General features: G+C 72.4%; 16 protein-coding genes and 1 tRNA gene. 6 read left to right on the plus strand and 11 right to left on the minus strand.

The window, feature by feature from the left end:
• The first annotated feature begins 7 nt into the window (after positions 1-7).
• Entirely contained in the window at positions 8-373 is a 366-nt protein-coding gene (locus Actkin_RS05275) for a hypothetical protein (RefSeq protein ID WP_258906178.1), read from the plus strand.
• Between the two features lie 651 nt (positions 374-1,024).
• On the opposite strand, the gene Actkin_RS05280 is transcribed toward Actkin_RS05275, so the two are convergent.
• Positions 1,025-1,876, minus strand: a complete 852-nt coding sequence (locus Actkin_RS05280; protein ID WP_258906180.1) for a DUF4062 domain-containing protein — start codon at positions 1,874-1,876, stop codon at positions 1,025-1,027.
• A 132-nt stretch (positions 1,877-2,008) separates the two neighbouring features.
• Here Actkin_RS05280 and Actkin_RS05285 point away from each other — a divergent pair, with 132 nt between their 5' ends.
• The gene (locus Actkin_RS05285; RefSeq protein ID WP_258906181.1) at positions 2,009-2,176 is read left to right on the plus strand and encodes a hypothetical protein; all 168 of its coding nucleotides are present in this window, start codon (positions 2,009-2,011) and stop codon (positions 2,174-2,176) included.
• Positions 2,177-3,233: 1,057 nt separating this feature from the next.
• Here the strand turns inward: Actkin_RS05285 and Actkin_RS05290 are convergent.
• Positions 3,234-3,306: transfer RNA gene (locus Actkin_RS05290), tRNA-Ala, on the minus strand.
• 125 nt (positions 3,307-3,431) lie between these two features.
• On the opposite strand from Actkin_RS05290, the gene Actkin_RS05295 reads away from it, so the two are divergent.
• Positions 3,432-4,748: a phenylacetate--CoA ligase family protein gene (locus Actkin_RS05295; protein WP_258906182.1), complete on the plus strand. Its 1,317-nt coding sequence runs from the start codon at positions 3,432-3,434 to the stop codon at positions 4,746-4,748.
• Here Actkin_RS05295 and Actkin_RS05300 read toward each other — a convergent pair.
• Positions 4,745-5,533, minus strand: a complete 789-nt coding sequence (locus Actkin_RS05300; protein ID WP_258906183.1) for a DsbA family protein — start codon at positions 5,531-5,533, stop codon at positions 4,745-4,747. The genes Actkin_RS05295 and Actkin_RS05300 overlap by 4 nt on opposite strands.
• A gap of 59 nt (positions 5,534-5,592) precedes the next feature.
• Here Actkin_RS05300 and hrpB point away from each other — a divergent pair, with 59 nt between their 5' ends.
• The gene (hrpB, locus tag Actkin_RS05305) at positions 5,593-7,944 is read left to right on the plus strand and encodes an ATP-dependent helicase HrpB (protein WP_258906184.1); all 2,352 of its coding nucleotides are present in this window, start codon (positions 5,593-5,595) and stop codon (positions 7,942-7,944) included.
• A gap of 353 nt (positions 7,945-8,297) precedes the next feature.
• Here hrpB and Actkin_RS05310 read toward each other — a convergent pair whose 3' ends face one another.
• The 4 genes from Actkin_RS05310 to Actkin_RS05325 are packed head-to-tail and all read right to left on the minus strand — an operon-like array spanning position 8,298 to position 10,846.
• The gene (locus tag Actkin_RS05310; protein ID WP_258906185.1) at positions 8,298-8,654 is read right to left on the minus strand and encodes a 7TM-DISM domain-containing protein; all 357 of its coding nucleotides are present in this window, start codon (positions 8,652-8,654) and stop codon (positions 8,298-8,300) included.
• Between the two features lie 26 nt (positions 8,655-8,680).
• Positions 8,681-9,109 (minus strand): MmcQ/YjbR family DNA-binding protein, encoded by a 429-nt coding sequence (locus Actkin_RS05315; RefSeq protein WP_258906186.1) that lies wholly within the window; start codon positions 9,107-9,109, stop codon positions 8,681-8,683.
• 10 nt (positions 9,110-9,119) lie between these two features.
• Complete coding sequence (locus Actkin_RS05320) at positions 9,120-9,986, minus strand: serine hydrolase (protein ID WP_189212387.1); 867 nt, start codon at positions 9,984-9,986, stop codon at positions 9,120-9,122.
• Positions 9,983-10,846, minus strand: a complete 864-nt coding sequence (locus Actkin_RS05325; RefSeq protein ID WP_258906187.1) for a LysR family transcriptional regulator — start codon at positions 10,844-10,846, stop codon at positions 9,983-9,985. The genes Actkin_RS05320 and Actkin_RS05325 overlap by 4 nt, the downstream gene beginning before the upstream one ends.
• 100 nt (positions 10,847-10,946) lie before the next feature.
• On the opposite strand from Actkin_RS05325, the gene bla reads away from it, so the two are divergent.
• On the plus strand, positions 10,947-11,849 hold the full coding sequence (gene bla / locus Actkin_RS05330; RefSeq protein WP_258906188.1) for a class A beta-lactamase: 903 nt from the start codon (positions 10,947-10,949) through the stop codon (positions 11,847-11,849).
• 6 nt (positions 11,850-11,855) lie between these two features.
• Here bla and Actkin_RS05335 read toward each other — a convergent pair whose 3' ends face one another.
• Positions 11,856-12,518 carry a dienelactone hydrolase family protein gene (locus Actkin_RS05335; RefSeq protein WP_258906189.1) on the minus strand — a complete coding sequence of 221 codons (663 nt, stop codon included), beginning with the start codon at positions 12,516-12,518 and terminating at the stop codon, positions 11,856-11,858.
• Complete coding sequence (locus Actkin_RS05340; protein WP_258906190.1) at positions 12,515-13,441, minus strand: sigma-70 family RNA polymerase sigma factor; 927 nt, start codon at positions 13,439-13,441, stop codon at positions 12,515-12,517. Before Actkin_RS05340 ends, Actkin_RS05335 begins: the two co-directional genes overlap by 4 nt.
• A 78-nt stretch (positions 13,442-13,519) precedes the next feature.
• Between Actkin_RS05340 and Actkin_RS05345 the strand changes: the two genes are divergently transcribed.
• A complete protein-coding gene (locus Actkin_RS05345; RefSeq protein WP_258906191.1) occupies positions 13,520-15,484 on the plus strand; it encodes an erythromycin esterase family protein in 1,965 nt (654 codons plus the stop codon).
• Position 15,485: 1 nt separating this feature from the next.
• Here the strand turns inward: Actkin_RS05345 and Actkin_RS05350 are convergent, their stop codons facing one another.
• On the minus strand, positions 15,486-16,235 hold the full coding sequence (locus Actkin_RS05350; RefSeq protein ID WP_396122940.1) for an alpha/beta hydrolase: 750 nt from the start codon (positions 16,233-16,235) through the stop codon (positions 15,486-15,488).
• Between the two features lie 827 nt (positions 16,236-17,062).
• A complete protein-coding gene (locus Actkin_RS05355) occupies positions 17,063-17,455 on the minus strand; it encodes an SgcJ/EcaC family oxidoreductase (RefSeq protein ID WP_258906192.1) in 393 nt (130 codons plus the stop codon).
• Positions 17,456-17,457 lie beyond the last annotated feature (2 nt).

The following is a 17,457-nucleotide window of genomic DNA, read 5'->3' on the forward strand; positions in this document are numbered from 1 at the left end:
AACCCCCATGAAGCTCTTCAGGCGTCGTCGCAGAGACCATCTCAATCCATCGACAGACCTGTCGAGTAGCGGCGGGCCTGCGCGCATCAGTGTTACCGCCAGGTGGGACTTCCATGTGGCGGATCCAGAAGCAGCGATACAGGCGATCCGTGCCCACCTTCAGGAGCGGACAGATCGTCCCTCGAGTGAGATTGCTGCACACACCCGCGATATAAGTATGGCCCTCTTGGCTCTCTTCGAGGAAGAAGGATGGGACACCTCCGCCTACGAAAGGCTCGGGCTTGAGGACGGGGGCTCGGGAGCGAACTCGGAAGCCGTTGGCAAGACTCTATACGAGATGGACGACGACGAGCGCATGGATTCGGACTTCTAGGCAGGCACCTACTTGAAATTCTGATCATAGTCAGTGTTTCATAAAAGGTGCGCTGCGACTGGTGGTCGCCGAGGTGGAATCTGCAGGAGAAGGCGAATTGCTCCCGTGGTACAAGAGGTGACCGCCGTAATGTGGCGGCTGAGGTGCGGGTGGTACCTGGTCGCGCGAGGGCTGCGCTGTGAGCAGCTGAACCTGCTCACAGCGCAGCAATCCAATGCTGCGGTGATGCCCGTTGATGACCAATTCGGTTTCCCTAACACCGAGCGCGGTCGGGCCGTGCGGTTAGTGCTACGCGCGGCTAAGAGACAGCGCCGAACACGGCTCGCCTGGATGGACTGCCTTGGGGAGATTGCGCTGTGATCGCTCCGATCGAAGCATCATCTGGAGCGAACGCGAGGGTGCGAACTGCTGGGCCGGTAGTGCCTGCCTGCCGCTCGGGAATCGCTACCTGCTCGAACGCTTTGCTGGCCTTATCTTCGGGCGACCAGGTTCTGCCTCCAGTGGGGGAAGCTGACCAGGTCGAGGCACGATGATGTCGTCGACGCCGAGTAATGCGTTGATAGTGACGTCGCGCACCTCGCCGTCGCCGTGCACCTGGCTTGTCGGTCTCCGACGACGGCGACACCCCTTGGGCTGCGGGTTCGAGACGAGCTAGCCGATGTGGAACTCGCGCTGCTGCTGTTGGCCGTTCTCGGTCCAGGTGATCCGCACCTTGGGGTCGTCGTTCCCGCCCGATACCAGCGCGTAGTTGAACGTCCGCGTTTGGCCGGAGTGGATGATCGTGGGGTTCTCGGTGCCGACCACGTGCAGGCCTGCGTTGCCGACGGGCTCGATGCGAAGGTCCTCGGCGTCCGCCGAGCCCTGATTGGTGATCTCGAGCCACCGCCGGGTGCGGTAGTTCGACTTCCCCTTGGCATTGACCGAGGCGAGCTCGCGTTCCTGTCGTGGCTGGACGAGGAGGTCCACGCCGGTCTTGGGTGTGAGGACGGGGACGCCCAGGTCGAACTGGGTGACGTCGTGTTCGATCGCCTTCCACACCTCGTGGCCGAGTTGGTTGGGATTGCTGAACTCTCCCAGCAGTCCGCGGCTCTGGATCTCCCGCTTGAACTCCCGGAGCCCTTCGAGTTGGGTGGTGTCGACGTCGTGTGGCAGCGGCGCGGTGGAGAAGTAGAGGTGGACGGGCTTTCCCTGCTCGACCGCTCGCTTGATCTCCTCGACCGTGCCCGACACCGCGGCCGCGGTGGGGGACCCGAGCCTGCTGCCGAACAGCGCGAACACGATGTCGGACTCGTCGACCGCCTGGGCGTTGATCAGCTCCTGCGCAGGCTTGCCGAGCATCGGGACCGCCGCGGACTCCCAGCGCCACGGCTGCAGGATGATCTGCTTGTTCCGGGCGTTGGCGCCGTTCCAGCTGTGGATGGCCTCCTCGACCGCGTCCCGCGCGTCGGGGATGTCGTTCGGCGAGGCGATCAACACGCGAAGGACCTGTGCCGTGTAACTCATACGGGAACACTAGTCGGCGGCCAGGCGCGAAGCGGTCACCACGGCAGACGCGTGTCGAGGGAGTGATCGTAGGACCACGACTGCGGGGCCGGGGCCGCCCGGTCCACCCCGCACAAGCGCGGGGACCTAGTCGTGGTTGCCGTCGACGACACCGAGGACCCGCAGCTGGTGGAGCTGCTGCTGGAGACCATCAACGACCTGGTCGACGAACTGATCACCAAGCCGAAGACCGTGGCCGGTGTCCGGGATCGGTTACCGGAGGCGCTGCGGAACAAGCTCACGAGCGCGTCGGGCACCTAGACCACCTGAAGGCCTCGTCCACACCCTAGCAACCCGCCCCCTGATCTTGATGTGAAGGCTGGCCATGACAAACGAGAGCCCCGAGTCCGGCGAGCGCGGCAGCGCGGAGGTCGACGCGGCCACCGCGAGCGAGGCGCTGGAGGACTATTCGGGCTTCTGACTGCGCCGGGGCAGGGGTGGTCAGCGCGGTGTCCTTCGATGCCGAGGTAGGTCATACGCCAGGCGGGGTGCATCGGGACGGAGTGGCGTTCCCGTCGAAGCGCAACCGCGCGTACGCGCCGGTGATGACGCCGGGCTGACCGCCGAAGACGACGCGGCCGCCGCGTTTGGCGGGCACTTGATAGTGGGAGCGGACGTAGTCGCCGTTCATCCTTCCTCCGAAGCGGGGTCAGGTCGCGGCCCTTCGTCGTCGCAGGGCTACTCGTTCCCGTGGTCGTCGGTGTCGCACACGGAGACGAACAGGTCGGCCATCTGGGCGTTGATCAGGCCGAGGCGGGCGGCGGTGTCGCCGAGTTTGGCCTGGTACTCCTCAACTTCGCGTGGCCATCGTCACCGATTCGCAGGTCGGCGACGAACAGGTCGGTGGGTTGATCCGGGGCGAGCGGATCAAGTGACCGCGGCTGCAGTCGGCGATCCGCGCAGGCCGCGCCACGATTGGCGCACGACAACATCGACGGGCGGTACTGCTGACCGGCTCTTGTAGTGCCCCTGGAGAAGACCCGACTGCTGACGCCTGCCCCGCTGCGGGCTCATCCGCCCCCTCCGGCTACGGTCGCCGCCACTCCTGTGCGCACCGCGACCACCAACCCTGCTCCCTGGTTGAACCCGCGGACCCTACCTAGGGCATCGAGAGCGGCGAGACGAAGCCGGTACCCGACTTCACCCAATCGGGCCACCGAACCTGGAGCAAACCCGTGACCCTGTTTCGCCTCGATAGAGGCGCTGCTCCAGTTTTGCTCCAGCTAGGTGCACCGGTGTCCACACCAGACACAAAACAAGATCACCCACCATGCCTGTTGTTGCAGGCCAGGTGGGTGATCTGACTAATCTTCACTTGTGGAGCTGAGGGGACTCGAACCCCTGACCCTCACACTGCCAGTGTGATGCGCTACCAGCTGCGCCACAGCCCCGGGTCAGTCACGCTGGAGTGCTCCCCGGCGTGCTGCGCATACGCTACACGACGGGGTGGGTGGGGGTGAAATCGGGGGGTCGGGGGCTTCCCTCGCTGGTCATCGGGGTGCTAGACCAAGTGACCGTGACCACACACTGCGACGAGGCGTTGATGGTGTCCCCTGAGGTCGAGGGGATGGCACCCGAGCGGCGGCGGGGGGTGCAGGAGGGGCGGTTGCGGGGGCTGGTGGACCGGCTGCTCGCGGCTGGTGGGCTGCAGGCCGCGCGGCTGCGGGACTGTGGGGTGCGGTCTGGCCTCGACGTCTCGTTGGAGGACATCCACCGGTTGCCGATGGTGCGCAAGTTCGATCTCTGGGAGCACTACCCGCACGGGCTCAGGGCGGTCGACGCCGAGGAGGTCGTGTGTGTCCACGGGTCCTCCGGGACCGGTGGGCGGCCCACGTTGGTGCCCTACACCGCCGGTGACCTGGAGATCTGGGCCGAGGTGATGGCGCGGGCGCTGGCGGCGGCCGGGGCGACGGCGCGCAGTGTCGTGCACAACGCCTACGGGTACGGGCTGTTCACCGGCGGGCTCGGGGTGCACCACGGGGCGATCCGGCTGGGCGCGACCGTCGTGCCGCTGTCCGGCGGGATGACCGAACGGCAGGTAGCGCTGATCAGGGATCTGCGTCCGGACGTGCTGACCTGCACCCCGTCCTACGCCGTCCACCTCGGTGAGGCGTGCGCGGCGGCGGGGGTGGAGCCGACCAGTCTCAAGGTGGGGGTGCACGGCGCCGAGCCGTGGACCGCGGAGCTCAAGGGGCAGATCGAGCGGCTGCTGGGGATCAGGGCCTACGACATCTACGGGCTCTCCGAGATCATCGGCCCCGGCGTCGCCTGCGAGTCGGCCGACTCCGGCGGGATGCTCACCATCGCCGAGGACCACTTCTACCCCGAGTGCGTCGACGCCGACGGCAACCCGGTGCCCGACGGGACGCCGGGCGAGCTGGTGTTCACCACGCTCACCAAGACCGGCATGCCGCTGCTGCGCTACCGCACGGGCGACGTCGCCACGCTGGCCGACGCCGTGCCAGGCTCGCCGAGGACGATGCGGCGGATGTCGAAGGTGCTCGGCCGCACCGACGACATGCTGATCGTGCGCGGCGTCAACGTCTACCCGACCGAGATCGAGGCCGTGGTGCTCGGCGACGACCGGGTCGGCCCCCACTACCTGATCATCGAGGACCGCCGCGCCGCGCGCACCGAGCTGCGGGTGGCGGTCGAGGCGGTCGTCGAGGCTGCCGGTCTGGGCGGCGACCTCGCGCACGCGCTGCACGAGCGGCTCGGGGTCGGCTGCGACGTGCGGGTGCTGCCCCCGGGCAGCGTGCCGCGCACGGAGGCGGGCAAGGCCAGGCGCGTGGTGCGCTGGACCGAGGGGCCCGCGCCGCTGCCGGGCTTCTAGCCGAGCAGCTTGGCCAGCCAGGCGTCGTCGGCGGTGTCGACGAGGACACCGTCGGCGGCGACCGTGGGGGTGGCGAAGAGGCGCTCGCCGCCGCGGTCGCGCAGCAGGGAGTCGGTGGTGCGGGCGCGCTCGTACTCCGCGGCCACGACGTCGCCGAGCGCGCCGGACCGCACACCGTCGGCGAACGCGGGGTCGGTGGCGCCGAGCGCGGCGCCCAGGGCGATGAGCTGCTCGCGGTCCCAGCCGCGGGCGTCCTCGTCGGGCTGCGCGGCGAAGAGGCTCTTGTGGAACGCCGGGAACACGCCCGCGTCGGCGGCCAGCAGGGCGGCGGTGGCCGCGTCGGTGGAGTAGCCGGGCGGGTCGGAGCGCTCGGCGAGCAGGTTGATCAGGTGGTAGCGGACCCGGGCGTCGCCATCGGCGACTGCGCGCTCGATGTCGTCGCCGTGCTCCTCCTCGAAGGAGCGGCACGCGGGGCAGAGGAAGTCCTCGTAGACGTCGATGGTCACCCGGGCGTCGTCCCGCCCGACGGTGACGACCGCGCCGTCGCGGGAGACCGGGACATCCAGCGTGGACGGCACCACGGCGATGGACTCGCCCTCCGTGGCGTTCTTCACGCTGTCGCTGTAGACGAAGCCCGCGATGATCGCGCCGACCGCGATGACCACGGCGACGGCGATGGCGATGCGCTTGCCGTCGACCGGCGCCTTGCGCGCGGTCGCGACCGGCGGCGGCGCGGCCTGCTGTGCCTGCCTGCGCTTGCGCTGGTTCCGCTCGGCTCCACCCACGTGTTCTTCCCTTTCGTCCGCTTCGAGGCTACCGGCCGCCACCTGAGAGGCTGGTGCGCATGTCCGACCTGCCCGTCAGCGCCGCCCTCCCGGAGATCGCCGCCGCGCTGGCCGCGCACGGCACGGCGGTGCTCGTCGCCCCGCCCGGCACGGGCAAGACGACGCTGGTGCCGCCCGCGCTGCCCGGCCGGGTGGTGGTCGCCGAGCCGCGCCGGATCGCCGCGCGGGCCGCGGCGGCGCGGATGGCGGCGCTGGCGGGGGAGCCGGTCGGCGCGAGCGTCGGGTACGCGGTGCGCGGCGACCGGAAGGTGTCGAAGGACACCCGGATCGAGGTGGTCACCTCCGGGCTGCTGGTGCGCCGCCTGCAGTCCGATCCGGAACTGTCCGGGGTGGACACCGTCGTGCTGGACGAGTGCCACGAGCGCCATCTCGACGCCGACCTGCTGCTGGCGCTGCTGCTCGACGCCCGCGACGGCCTGCGGCCCGACCTGCGCATCCTGGCGACCAGCGCGACCGTCGCCGCGGACCGCCTGGCCGTGCTGCTCGGCGACGCCCCGGTGATCCAGGTGCCGGGCGTCGCGCACCCGGTGTCGGTCGCCTACGTCCCGCCGGTGCGGGGGGAGCGGCTGGACGGCGTCGTGGCGCGGGCGGTGCGCCGCGCGTTGTCCGAAGGGGACGGTGACGTGCTGGTCTTCCTGCCCGGCGCCAAGGAGATCCGGTGGGTGGCCGCCGCGCTGGACGTGGACGCCGACGTGGTCGTGCTGCACGGACGGCTGCCCGCGGGCGAACAGGACGCCGCGCTGCGGCCCGGCGCGCGGCGGCGCGTGGTGCTGGCGACGGCGGTCGCCGAGTCCAGCCTGACGGTGCCCGGGGTGCGGGCGGTGGTGGACGCGGGCCAGGCGCGGGTGCCGAGGGTCGACCACGGGCGCGGCCTGTCCGGCCTGGTGACGGTCCGGGTGTCGGCCGCGGTGGCCGAGCAGCGCGCGGGCCGCGCGGGACGGGAGGCGCCGGGCCGGGTGTACCGGTGCTGGCCGGAGCACGAGCAGTCGACGCTGCCGCGCTACCCCGAGCCGGAGATCCGCACGGCCGACCTGACCGGCCTCGCGCTCGAACTGGCCTGCTGGGGCACCCCGGACGGCGCCGCCCTGCGCTGGTGGGACGCGCCGCCGCCGGGTCCGCTGGCCGCCGCCCGGGCCACCCTCACCGCGCTCGGCGCCCTCCGCGACGGCGAGGTGACCGCGCGCGGCCGGGAGATGTCCCGCCTCGGCGTGCACCCCCGCCTGGCCCGCGCGCTGGTGGACTGTCCGGGCTCGGCGGAGGTGGTCGCGGTCCTGGACGACGACACCCTCGCCGCGGGCATCGACCTCGCAGGCGCCCTGCGTGCGCTGCGGCGCGGGTCGCCCAACACCCAGCGCTGGCGCCGCGAGGTCCGGCGGCTGGGCGGGAGGGAGAGCGGCAGGGACGTCGACCCGGCGCTGGTGACCGGGCTGGCGTTCCCGGAGCGGTTGGCGCGGCGGCGGGCGGTTGGGTCGCGGTCGTACCTGATGGCGGGCGGCACGGCCGTGGACCTGCCGGACGGGCTCGGCGAGCCGGAATGGCTCGCGGTGGCGTCGGCGGACTGGACCGGGCGGGTCGGGGTCGTGCGGCTGGCGGCCGTGGCCGACGAGGAGACCGCGGTCCGGGCCGCGCCCGCGCTGCTCGTCGAGGAGGACGAGGTGCGCTGGGCCGACGGCGACGTGGTCGCCCGGCGGGTGCGGCGGCTGGGCGCGATCGTGCTGCGGGAGCGGCCGCTGGCGGACCCGCCGTCGGCGGCGGTGCGGGCGGCGGTGCGGGATGGGCTGGCCAAGGAGGGTCTTGCCCTGGTGCGGATGAGCGACCAGGCGAAGTCGGTGCGGGCCCGCCTGGCGCTGCTGCACCGCGTCCTCGGCGACCCGTGGCCCGCGATGGACGACGCCGCGGTGCTCGCCGCGGCCGAGACCTGGGCGGCGGGCGCCCGCAACGCGGCCGACCTGCGCGGCCTGGACATGGCCTCGGCCCTGCGCTCGCTGGTCCCGTGGCCGGAGGCGGGCCGGTTCGACGAGCTGGCGCCCGAGCGGATCACCGTGCCGTCCGGCTCCCACGTCCGCGTCGACTACACCGCCGACCCGCCCGCGCTGCCGGTGAAGATCCAGGAGGTGTTCGGCTGGACCGCGAGCCCCACGGTGGCCGACGGCCGCGTGCCGGTGGTTTTGCACCTGCTGTCCCCTGCGGGCAGGCCCGCCGCGGTGACCGGGGACCTGGCCGGATTCTGGCGCACGGGCTACCGACAGGTCCGCGCCGAACTCCGCGGCCGCTACCCCCGCCACCGCTGGCCGGAGGACCCGACCGCCGCCGAGCCCACCCGGCACACGATCCAACGGCCGAGGCGGTAGGTCAGGAGGGTGTTGGAGCTGGTTGAGGGTGCTCTGGGGGAGGGGCCAGCCGTCGCGGAGCCGATGGGCGCGTGGTGCGGTGACTGGGTCAGCGGGCTGGTGTGATCGGCACGGCTGGGCGGGTTGCTGGGGAGGCGATGCCGCGTGGGGTGCGGTAGCTGAGGCGGGTGGGTCGGTGTCGGTGTGATCGGCAGGGCTGGGTGATGCGGGCGTGTGCTGTGGAGCTGGTGCCGCGCGTGCGGTGGCTTGGGTGGTGGGTCGGTTGCGGTGGAGGGCGATACCGCGCGGGGAGCGGTGGCTAAGTGGTCGGGGCGGGCCCATCGGGGGGTGGGCGGTAGGGCGGGGCGAGGGGGTCAGTGGGTGAACCAGCGGTCGGCGGCGGGGCGGGTCTGCAGGACTACCGCGGTCGCCACCAGGAGCGCGGGCCACACGGTGATGCAGCCGAGCAGGCCGACCACGAGCAGGCCCGTGCGGGCGTCGGCGCCGCGGCCTAGCCAGAGGCCGCGGCGCCAGAGGTAGACCCCGGCGGAGGCCAGCAGGATGGGGAGCACGAGCTCGAACAGCAGGCCCGCCCAGATCCGCTGGGAGAACAGGGCCAGGCCGATGAGGATCAGGAGGACGCCGCTGGCGATCCACAGCGCGCCCGCGGCGCGCAGGCAGCGGGGTGGGTAGTGGTATTCGTCCAGTTCGGGGGCTTGGGGAAGGTTCACGGCCCCCACGGTGGCAGCCGGGCGGGTCAGTCGGCCGCCGATGGCCGGTTGCTGCCCGCCAACCAGGCATGAGCCCGCGCCGGGGACGCCTGGGACAGCCACGCGTCCTGGACGACCTCCGTCAGCTCGTCCACCGTCAGCTCGCCGATGCGGCTCTCGCGCAGCAGGACCGAGCGGTGGCCGTCGAAGTGCGGGGTGGTGAAGAACGGGCTGGACTCGTCCTGCACGAGCGCCTGCTTCTCGTGCTCGGACGCCACCCAGAAGACGATCACGTCCGGGTACCGCTCGCCGGTGTCGGGGTCGACCGCGTCCGGGCGGGGGTTGCGGAAGAAGACGAACGACTTCCTGCCGACCTGGTAGACGGCCTTGCCGTTCGCCGCGTGGGTCACGGTGACGTGCGGCATGGCGGCGGCGATGCGGTGCACGTCCGCCACCCTGGCTCGGCGTGGTGCCATGCGCGGCAGTCTAGAACCGCAGGTGGTCGCGCAGCGCCCGGGCGACGCGGGCCATGACCGCGTCCGCGCCCGGCTGCGCGGCCGCGGGCACCCGGGACTCGGTCAGCGCCGCCACCGCGAACGCCTGGCCGTCGGCGTGCTCGACCACGCCGATCTCGTGGCGCAGGTTCAGCAGCGTGCCCGTCTTGGACGACCACGTCGTGGCGTCGGAGGTGAAGTCCGGGGCCAGCCGGTGGCGCAGCACGTTCGCGCCCATCAGCTCGCGCACGCGCGCGGCGACCTCCGGTGTGACGCGGGAGGGCGTCCACAGCGCCGCCAACAGGTCCACGAACGCGCGGGCCGTCCCCGAACTGCCCCTGGTCACGTCGAGCTGGGGGACAGGGTGGCCGCCGCCCGCCGTGCCCGCGCCGATCGCCAGCGAGTGCGCCAGCGGGCCGGGCAGCCGGTCGGCCGGGGTCTCGCTCAGCTCCTGGATCGGATGCCGCACGGTGATGCCGCGCAGGCCGCGCTCACGCAGCAGGCCGGTCACCCGCTCGGGCGGGGTGAGCTCGAACAGCGCGTCGGCGGCGGTGCCGTCGCTGATGGCGACGCACAGGTAGACCAGGTCGTCGACGGCGATGCGGGCGGGGTGCCGGAACTGGCTGAGACCGGGCGTGCGGTCCCGCCCCGGCCGCACGAGCAGCTGCGCCGCGCCGTCGAGTTCGCCCGCGTGGACGCGCTCGAGGGTGGCGATCGCCAGCGGCACCTTGACCAGGGACGCCGAGGGCAGCTCCCGGTCGGGCTCGATGCCGATCTCCTCGCCGGAGCGCAGGTCGCGCACCAGGAACGAGCCGCGCAGGCCCGCGTCGTCGAGTTCGGCGCGCAGGTCGTCGATCACTGGGCCCCCTCCGCGCCGAGGCAGCGCGCGATGGCGTCGGACAGGTGCGTGTGGACGGTCCCGGTGGGGTCGACCAGGTCGTAGCCCCGGGCGAGCCGGAGCTCGCCGAGCGGCCGCCAGTGCAGGCCGAACTCGCGGGCCTGCGCCCGGGAGCACAGCAGCAGGTCGGTCGAGCCCAGGACCTCGGCGACGGCGGCCACCAGCGAGTCGGCCACGGCCACCTGGGACGGCCGCAGCCCCACTGCGTCGCGGACCTGCTGGAGCCGGTCGCGGACGTGCGGCACGTCGTCCTCGGGCTGGATGAGCACGCGGCGGCGGGTGGTCGTGGTGCGGTCCATGCGCAGCGACTCCAGGTGCACCGCGCCGGGTCGGGCCGGGGCCACGCCCGCCACCCCGAGCGGGACCGTCCAGTCGCCCTCGTCCGGCGGGACCGCGAGCAGCGCCATGGGCACCTCCCTGGCCCGCACGAGGTCGGCGCGCTCGGCGGGCGGGGCGCGGTGGAAGTCGATGACGACGTCGTGGGCCCGCGCGTCGGCGTCGAGCCAGGCCAGGTCGAGGGTGGCGCAGGTGTCCGGGACGGCCATCCGGACCGGCCTGCGCTTCGCCCGCCTGGCCTCGTGCTCGACCGACTCGGCCAGCCGGACCAGCCGTTTCGCCGACGGCAGCAGGTCGCGGCCGAACGGGGTGAGCGCGGCCCGCCGCGTCGAGCGGTCGAACAGCCGCCCGCCGAGGTGCTCCTCCAGCGCGGCCACGCGCCTGCTGGCCACCGACTGCGGGATGCCCGCCGCCGCCGCGCCCAGGGTGAAGCTGCCGCGCTCGGCGACGTGCGCGAACGCGCGATACGCGCCGATCAGGTCCACGCCGCGATCCTATGCGATTCCGGCATGGAAGTGCGCGCTTCCGTCTTGGACAGCATCAATCGCGCTCGCGAGACTGGCGTGGACCGAAAGGGGATCTTCCATGGGGAACATCAAGCGGGGGCTGGCGGCGGCGACGGCGGCGCTGGCCCTGGCGACCGGCTGCACGACGACCGCCGAACCAGCGCCGCCGACGACAGCGACGACCACACCGGTCACGACGACCGCCGCCCCGGTCTCCCGCGACGGCGAGTTCGCCGCCCTGGAGCAGCGGTTCGACGCCCGGCTCGGCGTGTACGCGATCGACACCGGGAGCGGCAGCGAGGTCGCCTTCCGCGCCGACGACCGCTTCGCCTACGCCTCCACCTTCAAGGCCCTCGCCGTCGGCGCGATCCTGCGCGCGGGCACCGACCTGGACCGGGTGATCCGCTACGACCGGGACGACCTGGTCCCGAACTCGCCGATCACCGGCGAGCACACCGAGATGACCGTGCGCGCCCTGTGCGACGCGGCCATCCGCTTCAGCGACAACACCGCAGCCAACCTGCTGCTCACCGAACTCGGCGGCCCGAGCGGCTTCACCGAGGCGATGCGCGCCGTCGGCGACCGCACGCTGCGCGCCGACCGCTACGAGATCGAGCTCAACACCGCCGTCCCCGGCGACGACCGCGACACCAGCACCCCGCGCGCGCTCGCGACCACCCTGCGCGCGTTCACCCTCGGCGACGCGCTGCCCGAGGACAGGCGGGAGATCCTGGTCGAGATGCTGCGCGGCAACACAACCGGCGCGAAGCTGATCCGCGCCGGGGCGCCCGACGGCTGGATCGTCGGTGACAAGACCGGCGCGGGCGCCTACGGCACCCGCAACGACATCGCCGTCCTCTGGCCGCCGGACCGCGCGCCGATCGTCATGGCCGTCATGACGACCCGCCCGACCCCGGACGCCGAGTACCGCGACGCCCTCGTCGCCGAGGCGGCCGAGGTCGCCATCGCCGCGCTCGGCTGAGCCCGGTCAGGACGGGTAGGGCTGTGCGGGCGCGGTGCCGACGTTGGTGGTGAACCACTCCGCCGCCAAGGCGGCGACCCGGTCCAGCGTGCCGGGCTCCTCGAACAGGTGCGTCGCGCCCGCGACGATCTCCACCCGCGCCATCGCGCGGATGTGCTCGGCGGCTTGGCGGTTGAGCGGGATGACCGGGTGGTCGAGGCTGCCGACGATCAGCAGGGTCGGGGCCAGCACCCGGCCGAGCGCGTCGCCCGCCAGGTCCGGGCGCCCGCCCCGGGAGACGACCGCGCGCACGGCGGCGGGGCGCTCGGCAGCGGTGACGAGCGCCGCGGCCGCGCCCGTGCTCGCCCCGAACAGCCCGATCGGCGTGTCGGGCAGCCGGTCAGCCAGCCAGTCGACGACGCCCGCGAGGCGGCTGGCGAGCAGCGGGATGTCGAAGCGCAGGTCCTCCTCCTCCGGTGTCAGCAGGTCGGTCAGGACGGTGCCGTGGCCCGCGTCCCGCAGGGCGGCGGCGACCCGCTGGTTGCGCGGGCTGTGGCGGCTGCTGCCGCTGCCGTGGGCGAAGACGATGGCGCCGCTGGTGCGCCGGGGCAGGGCGACGTGGGCGGGCAGCCCGACCCGGTCGACCGGTATCCGCACTTCCTCGTCGATGAACACGGCAACCTCCCTCATCCCGCCCAGGACAGCAGCGGGGTGTCCGGGTCGCGCAGCTTGGCGAGGGCGATCTTCTCCAGCTGCCGGATGCGTTCCCTGGTGAGCCCGAGCCGGTCGGCGACCTGCTGCAGCGTGCACGGCTCGCCGCCGTTGAGGCCGAACCGCAGGGTGATGATCATCGCCTCGCGCGGGGGCAGGGCGTCGACGAGCGCCCGCAGCTCCCGCGCCAGGCCCTGGTAGGCGACGATGTCGGAGGCGTCCATGATCTCGCTGTCCTCGATCAGGTCGCCCACGGTCGTGTCGGTGTCGGCGGCCACGGGCGTGTCGAGGCTGATCGCCGTCCGGTCCACCCGGCGCAGCTCGATGACGCGCTCGGGCTTGGCTCCCAGCTCGGCGGCCACCTCGTCGACGGTCGGCGGCCTGCCGAGGGTCAGCTGGAGCTTGCGCTCGACCCGGCCGAGCTTGGACAGCTCCTCCACGACGTGCACGGGCAGGCGGACCGTGCGGCTCTGCGTGGTGATGCCGCGCTCCACCGCCTGCCTGATCCACCACGTGGCGTAGGTGGAGAACTTGAAGCCCTTGGCGTAGTCGAACTTCTCCACCGCGTGGATCAGGCCGAGGTTGCCCTCCTGGATCAGGTCGAGCAGCGGCAGCCCGCGGTGCAGGTGCTTCTTCGCGATCGACACGACCAGCCGCAGGTTGGCCCGCACCATGTGGTCCTTGGCCCGCTGCCCGTCGCGGGCGATCCTGGTCAGCTCCGACTTCGGCACGGGCGGTTCGCCGCGCAGCAGCTGCTCGGCGTAGACGCCCGCTTCGATCCGCTTGGCGATCGATACCTCCTCGTCAGCGGTCAGCAGCGGCGTCGCCGCGATCTGCCGCAGGTACTGGTTGACGAGGGTGTGCTCGCCGTCGCGCTCCGGGGGTTCCGCACGTGAGGTCACGGGGGTGGGTAACCCGTCGCCGGGACTTCGACACCTGGTGGGGTTTTCCGCCCGGCCCGCTCGGGTAGCCGATCGGACATGGCGGACCGACTCTTCCGCGACCGCCAGGACGCCGGGCGGGTCCTGGCGGGCCTGCTCGCGCACTACCGCGACCGCGGCGACGTCCTCGTGCTCGGCCTGCCCCGCGGCGGCGTCCCCGTGGCCTACGAGGTGGCCACGGCGCTGGGCGCGCCGCTCGATGTCTTCCTCGTGCGCAAGCTCGGTCTTCCCCAGCACCGGGAACTGGCGATGGGCGCGCTGGCCAGCGGCGGGGTGATGGTGCTCAACGACGACGTGGTGCGCGGCTACCGGGTGCCCGCCGACGTGGTCCGGCGGGTCGCCGACGAGGAGTCCCGCGAGCTGCGCCGCCGCGAGCGCGCCTACCGCGGCGACCGGCCGCCCCTGCGGGTCGAGGGCCGCACGGTGATCCTGGTCGACGACGGCCTGGCCACCGGCGCGAGCATGCGGGCCGCCGTGCGCGCCCTGCGGGAGCTCGGGCCGGGCAGGCTGGTCGTGGCCGTGCCGACCGCGTCAGCGTCGACGTGCGAGGAGTTCGGGCGCGAGGTCGACGAGGTGGTCTGCGCCACCACGCCGTCGCCGTTCCACGCGGTGGGTCAGTCCTATTGGGACTTCGCGCAGACCGACGACCGCGAGGTGACCGACCTGCTGCGGGCCGCGCCCGCCCCGACCGTCCGCGACGAGACCGACGTGGACGTCGTCCGGGCCTGCGCCATCCCGGTCGAGGGCGGCGTCCCGGCCGATGACGTGCTGTTCGACCTGGTCGGCGACGCGCGGTTCGTGCTGATCGGCGAGGCGTCCCACGGCACGCACGAGTTCTACGGCGCGCGGGCCCGCATGACCCGGCGGCTCATCGAGGAGCGCGGCTTCCACGCCGTCGCGGTCGAGGCCGACTGGCCGGACGCGTACCGGGTCAACCGGTGGGTGCGCGGCCACGGCGAGGACCGCGACGCGGTGGAGGCGCTGGGCGGGTTCGAGCGCTTCCCGGCGTGGATGTGGCGCAACACCGAGGTGGTCGAGTTCCTCACCTGGCTGCGCGGGCACAACGAGCGCCGGGACCAGGTCGGCTTCTACGGCCTGGACCTCTACAGCCTGCACCGCTCGGCCGAGCAGGTGATCGCCTACCTCGAGGGCGTCGACCCCGAGGCAGCGGCCCGCGCCCGCGACCGGTACTCGTGCCTGGACCACAGCGACGACGGCCAGGGCTTCGGCCTCGCCGCGGCGTTCGGCGCCGGGGAGGACTGCGAGGGCCGCATCCTCGACCAGCTGCTGGACCTGCAGCGGCACGCGGACCGCGACGGCCTGCTCGCCGAGGACGAACGCTTCCACGCCGAGCGCAACGCGCATGTCGTCCAGTCGGCGGAACGCTACTACCGCACCATGTTCGGCGGGCGCGTGTCGTCGTGGAACCTGCGCGACGAGCACATGGGCGACACCCTCGACGCGCTCGCCGAGCACATCGGGGTCACCGCGGGCGAGCCAGCGAAGATCGTGGTCTGGGCGCACAACTCGCATCTGGGGGACGCTCGTGCGACGGAGATGTCGCTGCGGGGGGAGTTCAACCTCGGGCAGTTGGTGCGTGAGCGTCATCCGGACGACTGCAGGCTTATCGGGTTCACGACGTATACCGGCACGGTTACCGCCGCTGACGATTGGGGCGGTCCGGCTGACCGCAAGCGGGTCCGGCCCGCGTTGGACGACAGCGTCGAGCGGCTGTTCCACGACACGGGGCTGGTGGAGTTCATGCTGGACTTCACCAAGCCGGGGCGGGCGGCGGACATCCTGGAGTCGGCGCGGCTGGAACGCGCGATCGGCGTCATCTACCGGCCGGGCACGGAGCGGCAGAGCCACTACTTCCGCACGCGGCTGCCCCGCCAGTTCGACGCGGTGATCCACGTCGACGAGACCCGCGCCCTCCAACCCCTGGAGCGCACGGCCCGGTGGGAGGCCGGGGAACTGCCGGAGAGCTACCCGCACGCGGTGTGACTCAGGCCCATTCGGCGAGCTTGGGCTGCACGGCGGCGAAGAAGGCGGGGTCCAGCGCCATCCCGGTGTGGCTGCTGGACACCTCGACGCATTCGGCGCACGGGTCGAGGCACAGCTCCCAGGGGACGATGGCGTCCTGGCGGGAGTACACGGCCAACGCGGGCACCGGCAACGCGGCCCCAAGCGCGGCGCGGTGGGTGCGCATGCAGTCTCCGGAGAGGCAGGCGGCGTTCAGCAGCCCCGGGACGCCCATCGCCGACAACCGGGCCAGGAACTGGGCGACACGGACGACCTTGCTGTGCGCGCCGAGCGGGTCGAGGACGGGGCTGCCCGCCATCACCAGCCCCCGCACCAACTCCGGCCTCCGCACGGCGACCAGCCTGCCGAGCCAACCGCCGCGACTCTGCCCCAGGAGGACGACCCGCCGTCCGGTGCGGTCCGCCATCTCCTTGACCCGCCGCTCGAGCCGCTTCACGAGGTCGGTGGTGCAGCCGACGTTGAGCCCGATGCGCGCGCCAGCGGGTTTGTAGCCGCGTGCGGCCAGCCAGGAGTGCACGAGCGCGAGACTGCTGCCGCCGACCCCGAAGCCGGGTATCAGCACCACACCCCGCCCCCGTCCTTGCTCGGGGTCGGCGCGCCGCCATACGGGGTGGCGGATCAGCGCGGGAATGCCGAGCATGGCGGCCAGAACCCGCTCACGCTCCAGAGGAAGCGGCGTGCCCCGCTCCAGGGCCATGGTCTCTGCATGCATGACGGCGCTCCATTCAACCTCTGCTGAATGAGTACCCCGCCCCGCCGGAAATTCACGCCCGAGTCCGGATCTGGTGTGGAGGGAGGTCAGGCCGAGCGGCGCGTCCCCGGTGGCTTTGTGAGGGGAGGGGAAGGGGAAGAGGGGAGCCGGGAGGGGAGCCTGCAGGGAGGTGGCGGGAGAGAGGGAGCGGCAGGCCCGGCGCCAGGTGGCGGAGATGCGGCGGGAGGCAGGCGGCGGCGGAGAGGCGGCCAGCCGCCCGGCAGGCAGACAGGCAGGCACGGCGGAGAGACGGCAGCGAGGTGGCGGCAGCGCGTGGCGCCAGCGGGGGAGCGGGAGAGGCAGCGGCAGGGAGGCAGTGGCAGCGAGGGAGCAGGAGCGCAGAGGGCGAGGAAGAGCGGGAGGGAAGCGAAAGTGGGAGAAGCGGAGGGCGGTGGGGAAGCTGGCGTGGAGGAGAAGCCAAAGTGGGAGAAGCGGAGGGGGTGGGAGAGCTGGCGTGGGGGAGGGAGCCAGAGTGAGAGAACGGGGGCGGCAGGGGGAGCGGAGGTGCCAGGGGGCGGAGGTGCCAGGGGAAGGGAGCGGAAACGCCTCGAGGAGCTGCGCAACCTCAACGGCTGCCCGCTGGGGAGCGGAGGCGCCAGTGAGCGGAGGTGCCAGTGGGAGGGAGCGAAAGTGGCAATGGGGGAGTTGGTGTGGCAGGGGAAGCGGGCGCGGGGACCGGGAGAGGGGGCCGTCGCCTCGGCAGACGTCTGGGGCCTTGCCTCGCCGTAATGGTGTCGGTGACCGCCGGGTTCTTCTGGCTGGCGGTCACCGACCTCCTCATGGGCGCCTCAGGCCACGACTACCGTGTTCTGGTTTGCCGTCAGGCGCCAATGGCCGTCCTCCTTGGACATGACGTACATCGGTGAGCCCTCGGGTGCGTCGGGTAGCGGGGTGCCGTCGTGGGTGGTTTGGCGTTGGCGCACCTTCACCGCGGCCACGTCCGGTCGGATGAACAGGACGTGGGTCACCTCGTATGTCGCTGTCGACTCCTTCATCGCGCCCGGGAGGACCTTTGCGGTGAAGGCGGCGATCTCCTCCCGGCCCTTCAGGAACTTCCCGTGGCCCGTCGTCCAGATCGCGTCGTCTCGGAAGAGGGAGACGAAATCCTCCACCGATTCCGTTCGCTGTGCCTGTTCGATGGCCGCGACCACCTGCTTGATCGCCTCGATCTCGTGCTCCATGC

Source organism: Actinokineospora sp. UTMC 2448, from assembly GCF_024760565.1.
Lineage (GTDB): Bacteria > Actinomycetota > Actinomycetes > Mycobacteriales > Pseudonocardiaceae > Actinokineospora > Actinokineospora fastidiosa.

Bases quoted from the DNA above. Each gene is read 5' to 3' on its own strand.
- Actkin_RS05335 (WP_258906189.1), bottom strand. From the start codon at position 12,518: ATGAGGGAGGTTGCCGTGTTCATCGACGAGGAAGTGCGGATACCGGTC.
- hrpB (WP_258906184.1), top strand. From the start codon at position 5,593: ATGTCCGACCTGCCCGTCAGCGCCGCCCTCCCGGAGATCGCCGCCGCG.
- Actkin_RS05315 (WP_258906186.1), bottom strand. From the start codon at position 9,109: ATGGCACCACGCCGAGCCAGGGTGGCGGACGTGCACCGCATCGCCGCC.
- Actkin_RS05275 (WP_258906178.1), top strand. From the start codon at position 8: ATGAAGCTCTTCAGGCGTCGTCGCAGAGACCATCTCAATCCATCGACA.
- Actkin_RS05345 (WP_258906191.1), top strand. From the start codon at position 13,520: ATGGCGGACCGACTCTTCCGCGACCGCCAGGACGCCGGGCGGGTCCTG.
- Actkin_RS05350 (WP_396122940.1), bottom strand. From the start codon at position 16,235: ATGCATGCAGAGACCATGGCCCTGGAGCGGGGCACGCCGCTTCCTCTG.
- bla (WP_258906188.1), top strand. From the start codon at position 10,947: ATGGGGAACATCAAGCGGGGGCTGGCGGCGGCGACGGCGGCGCTGGCC.
- Actkin_RS05355 (WP_258906192.1), bottom strand. From the start codon at position 17,455: ATGGAGCACGAGATCGAGGCGATCAAGCAGGTGGTCGCGGCCATCGAA.
- Actkin_RS05280 (WP_258906180.1), bottom strand. From the start codon at position 1,876: ATGAGTTACACGGCACAGGTCCTTCGCGTGTTGATCGCCTCGCCGAAC.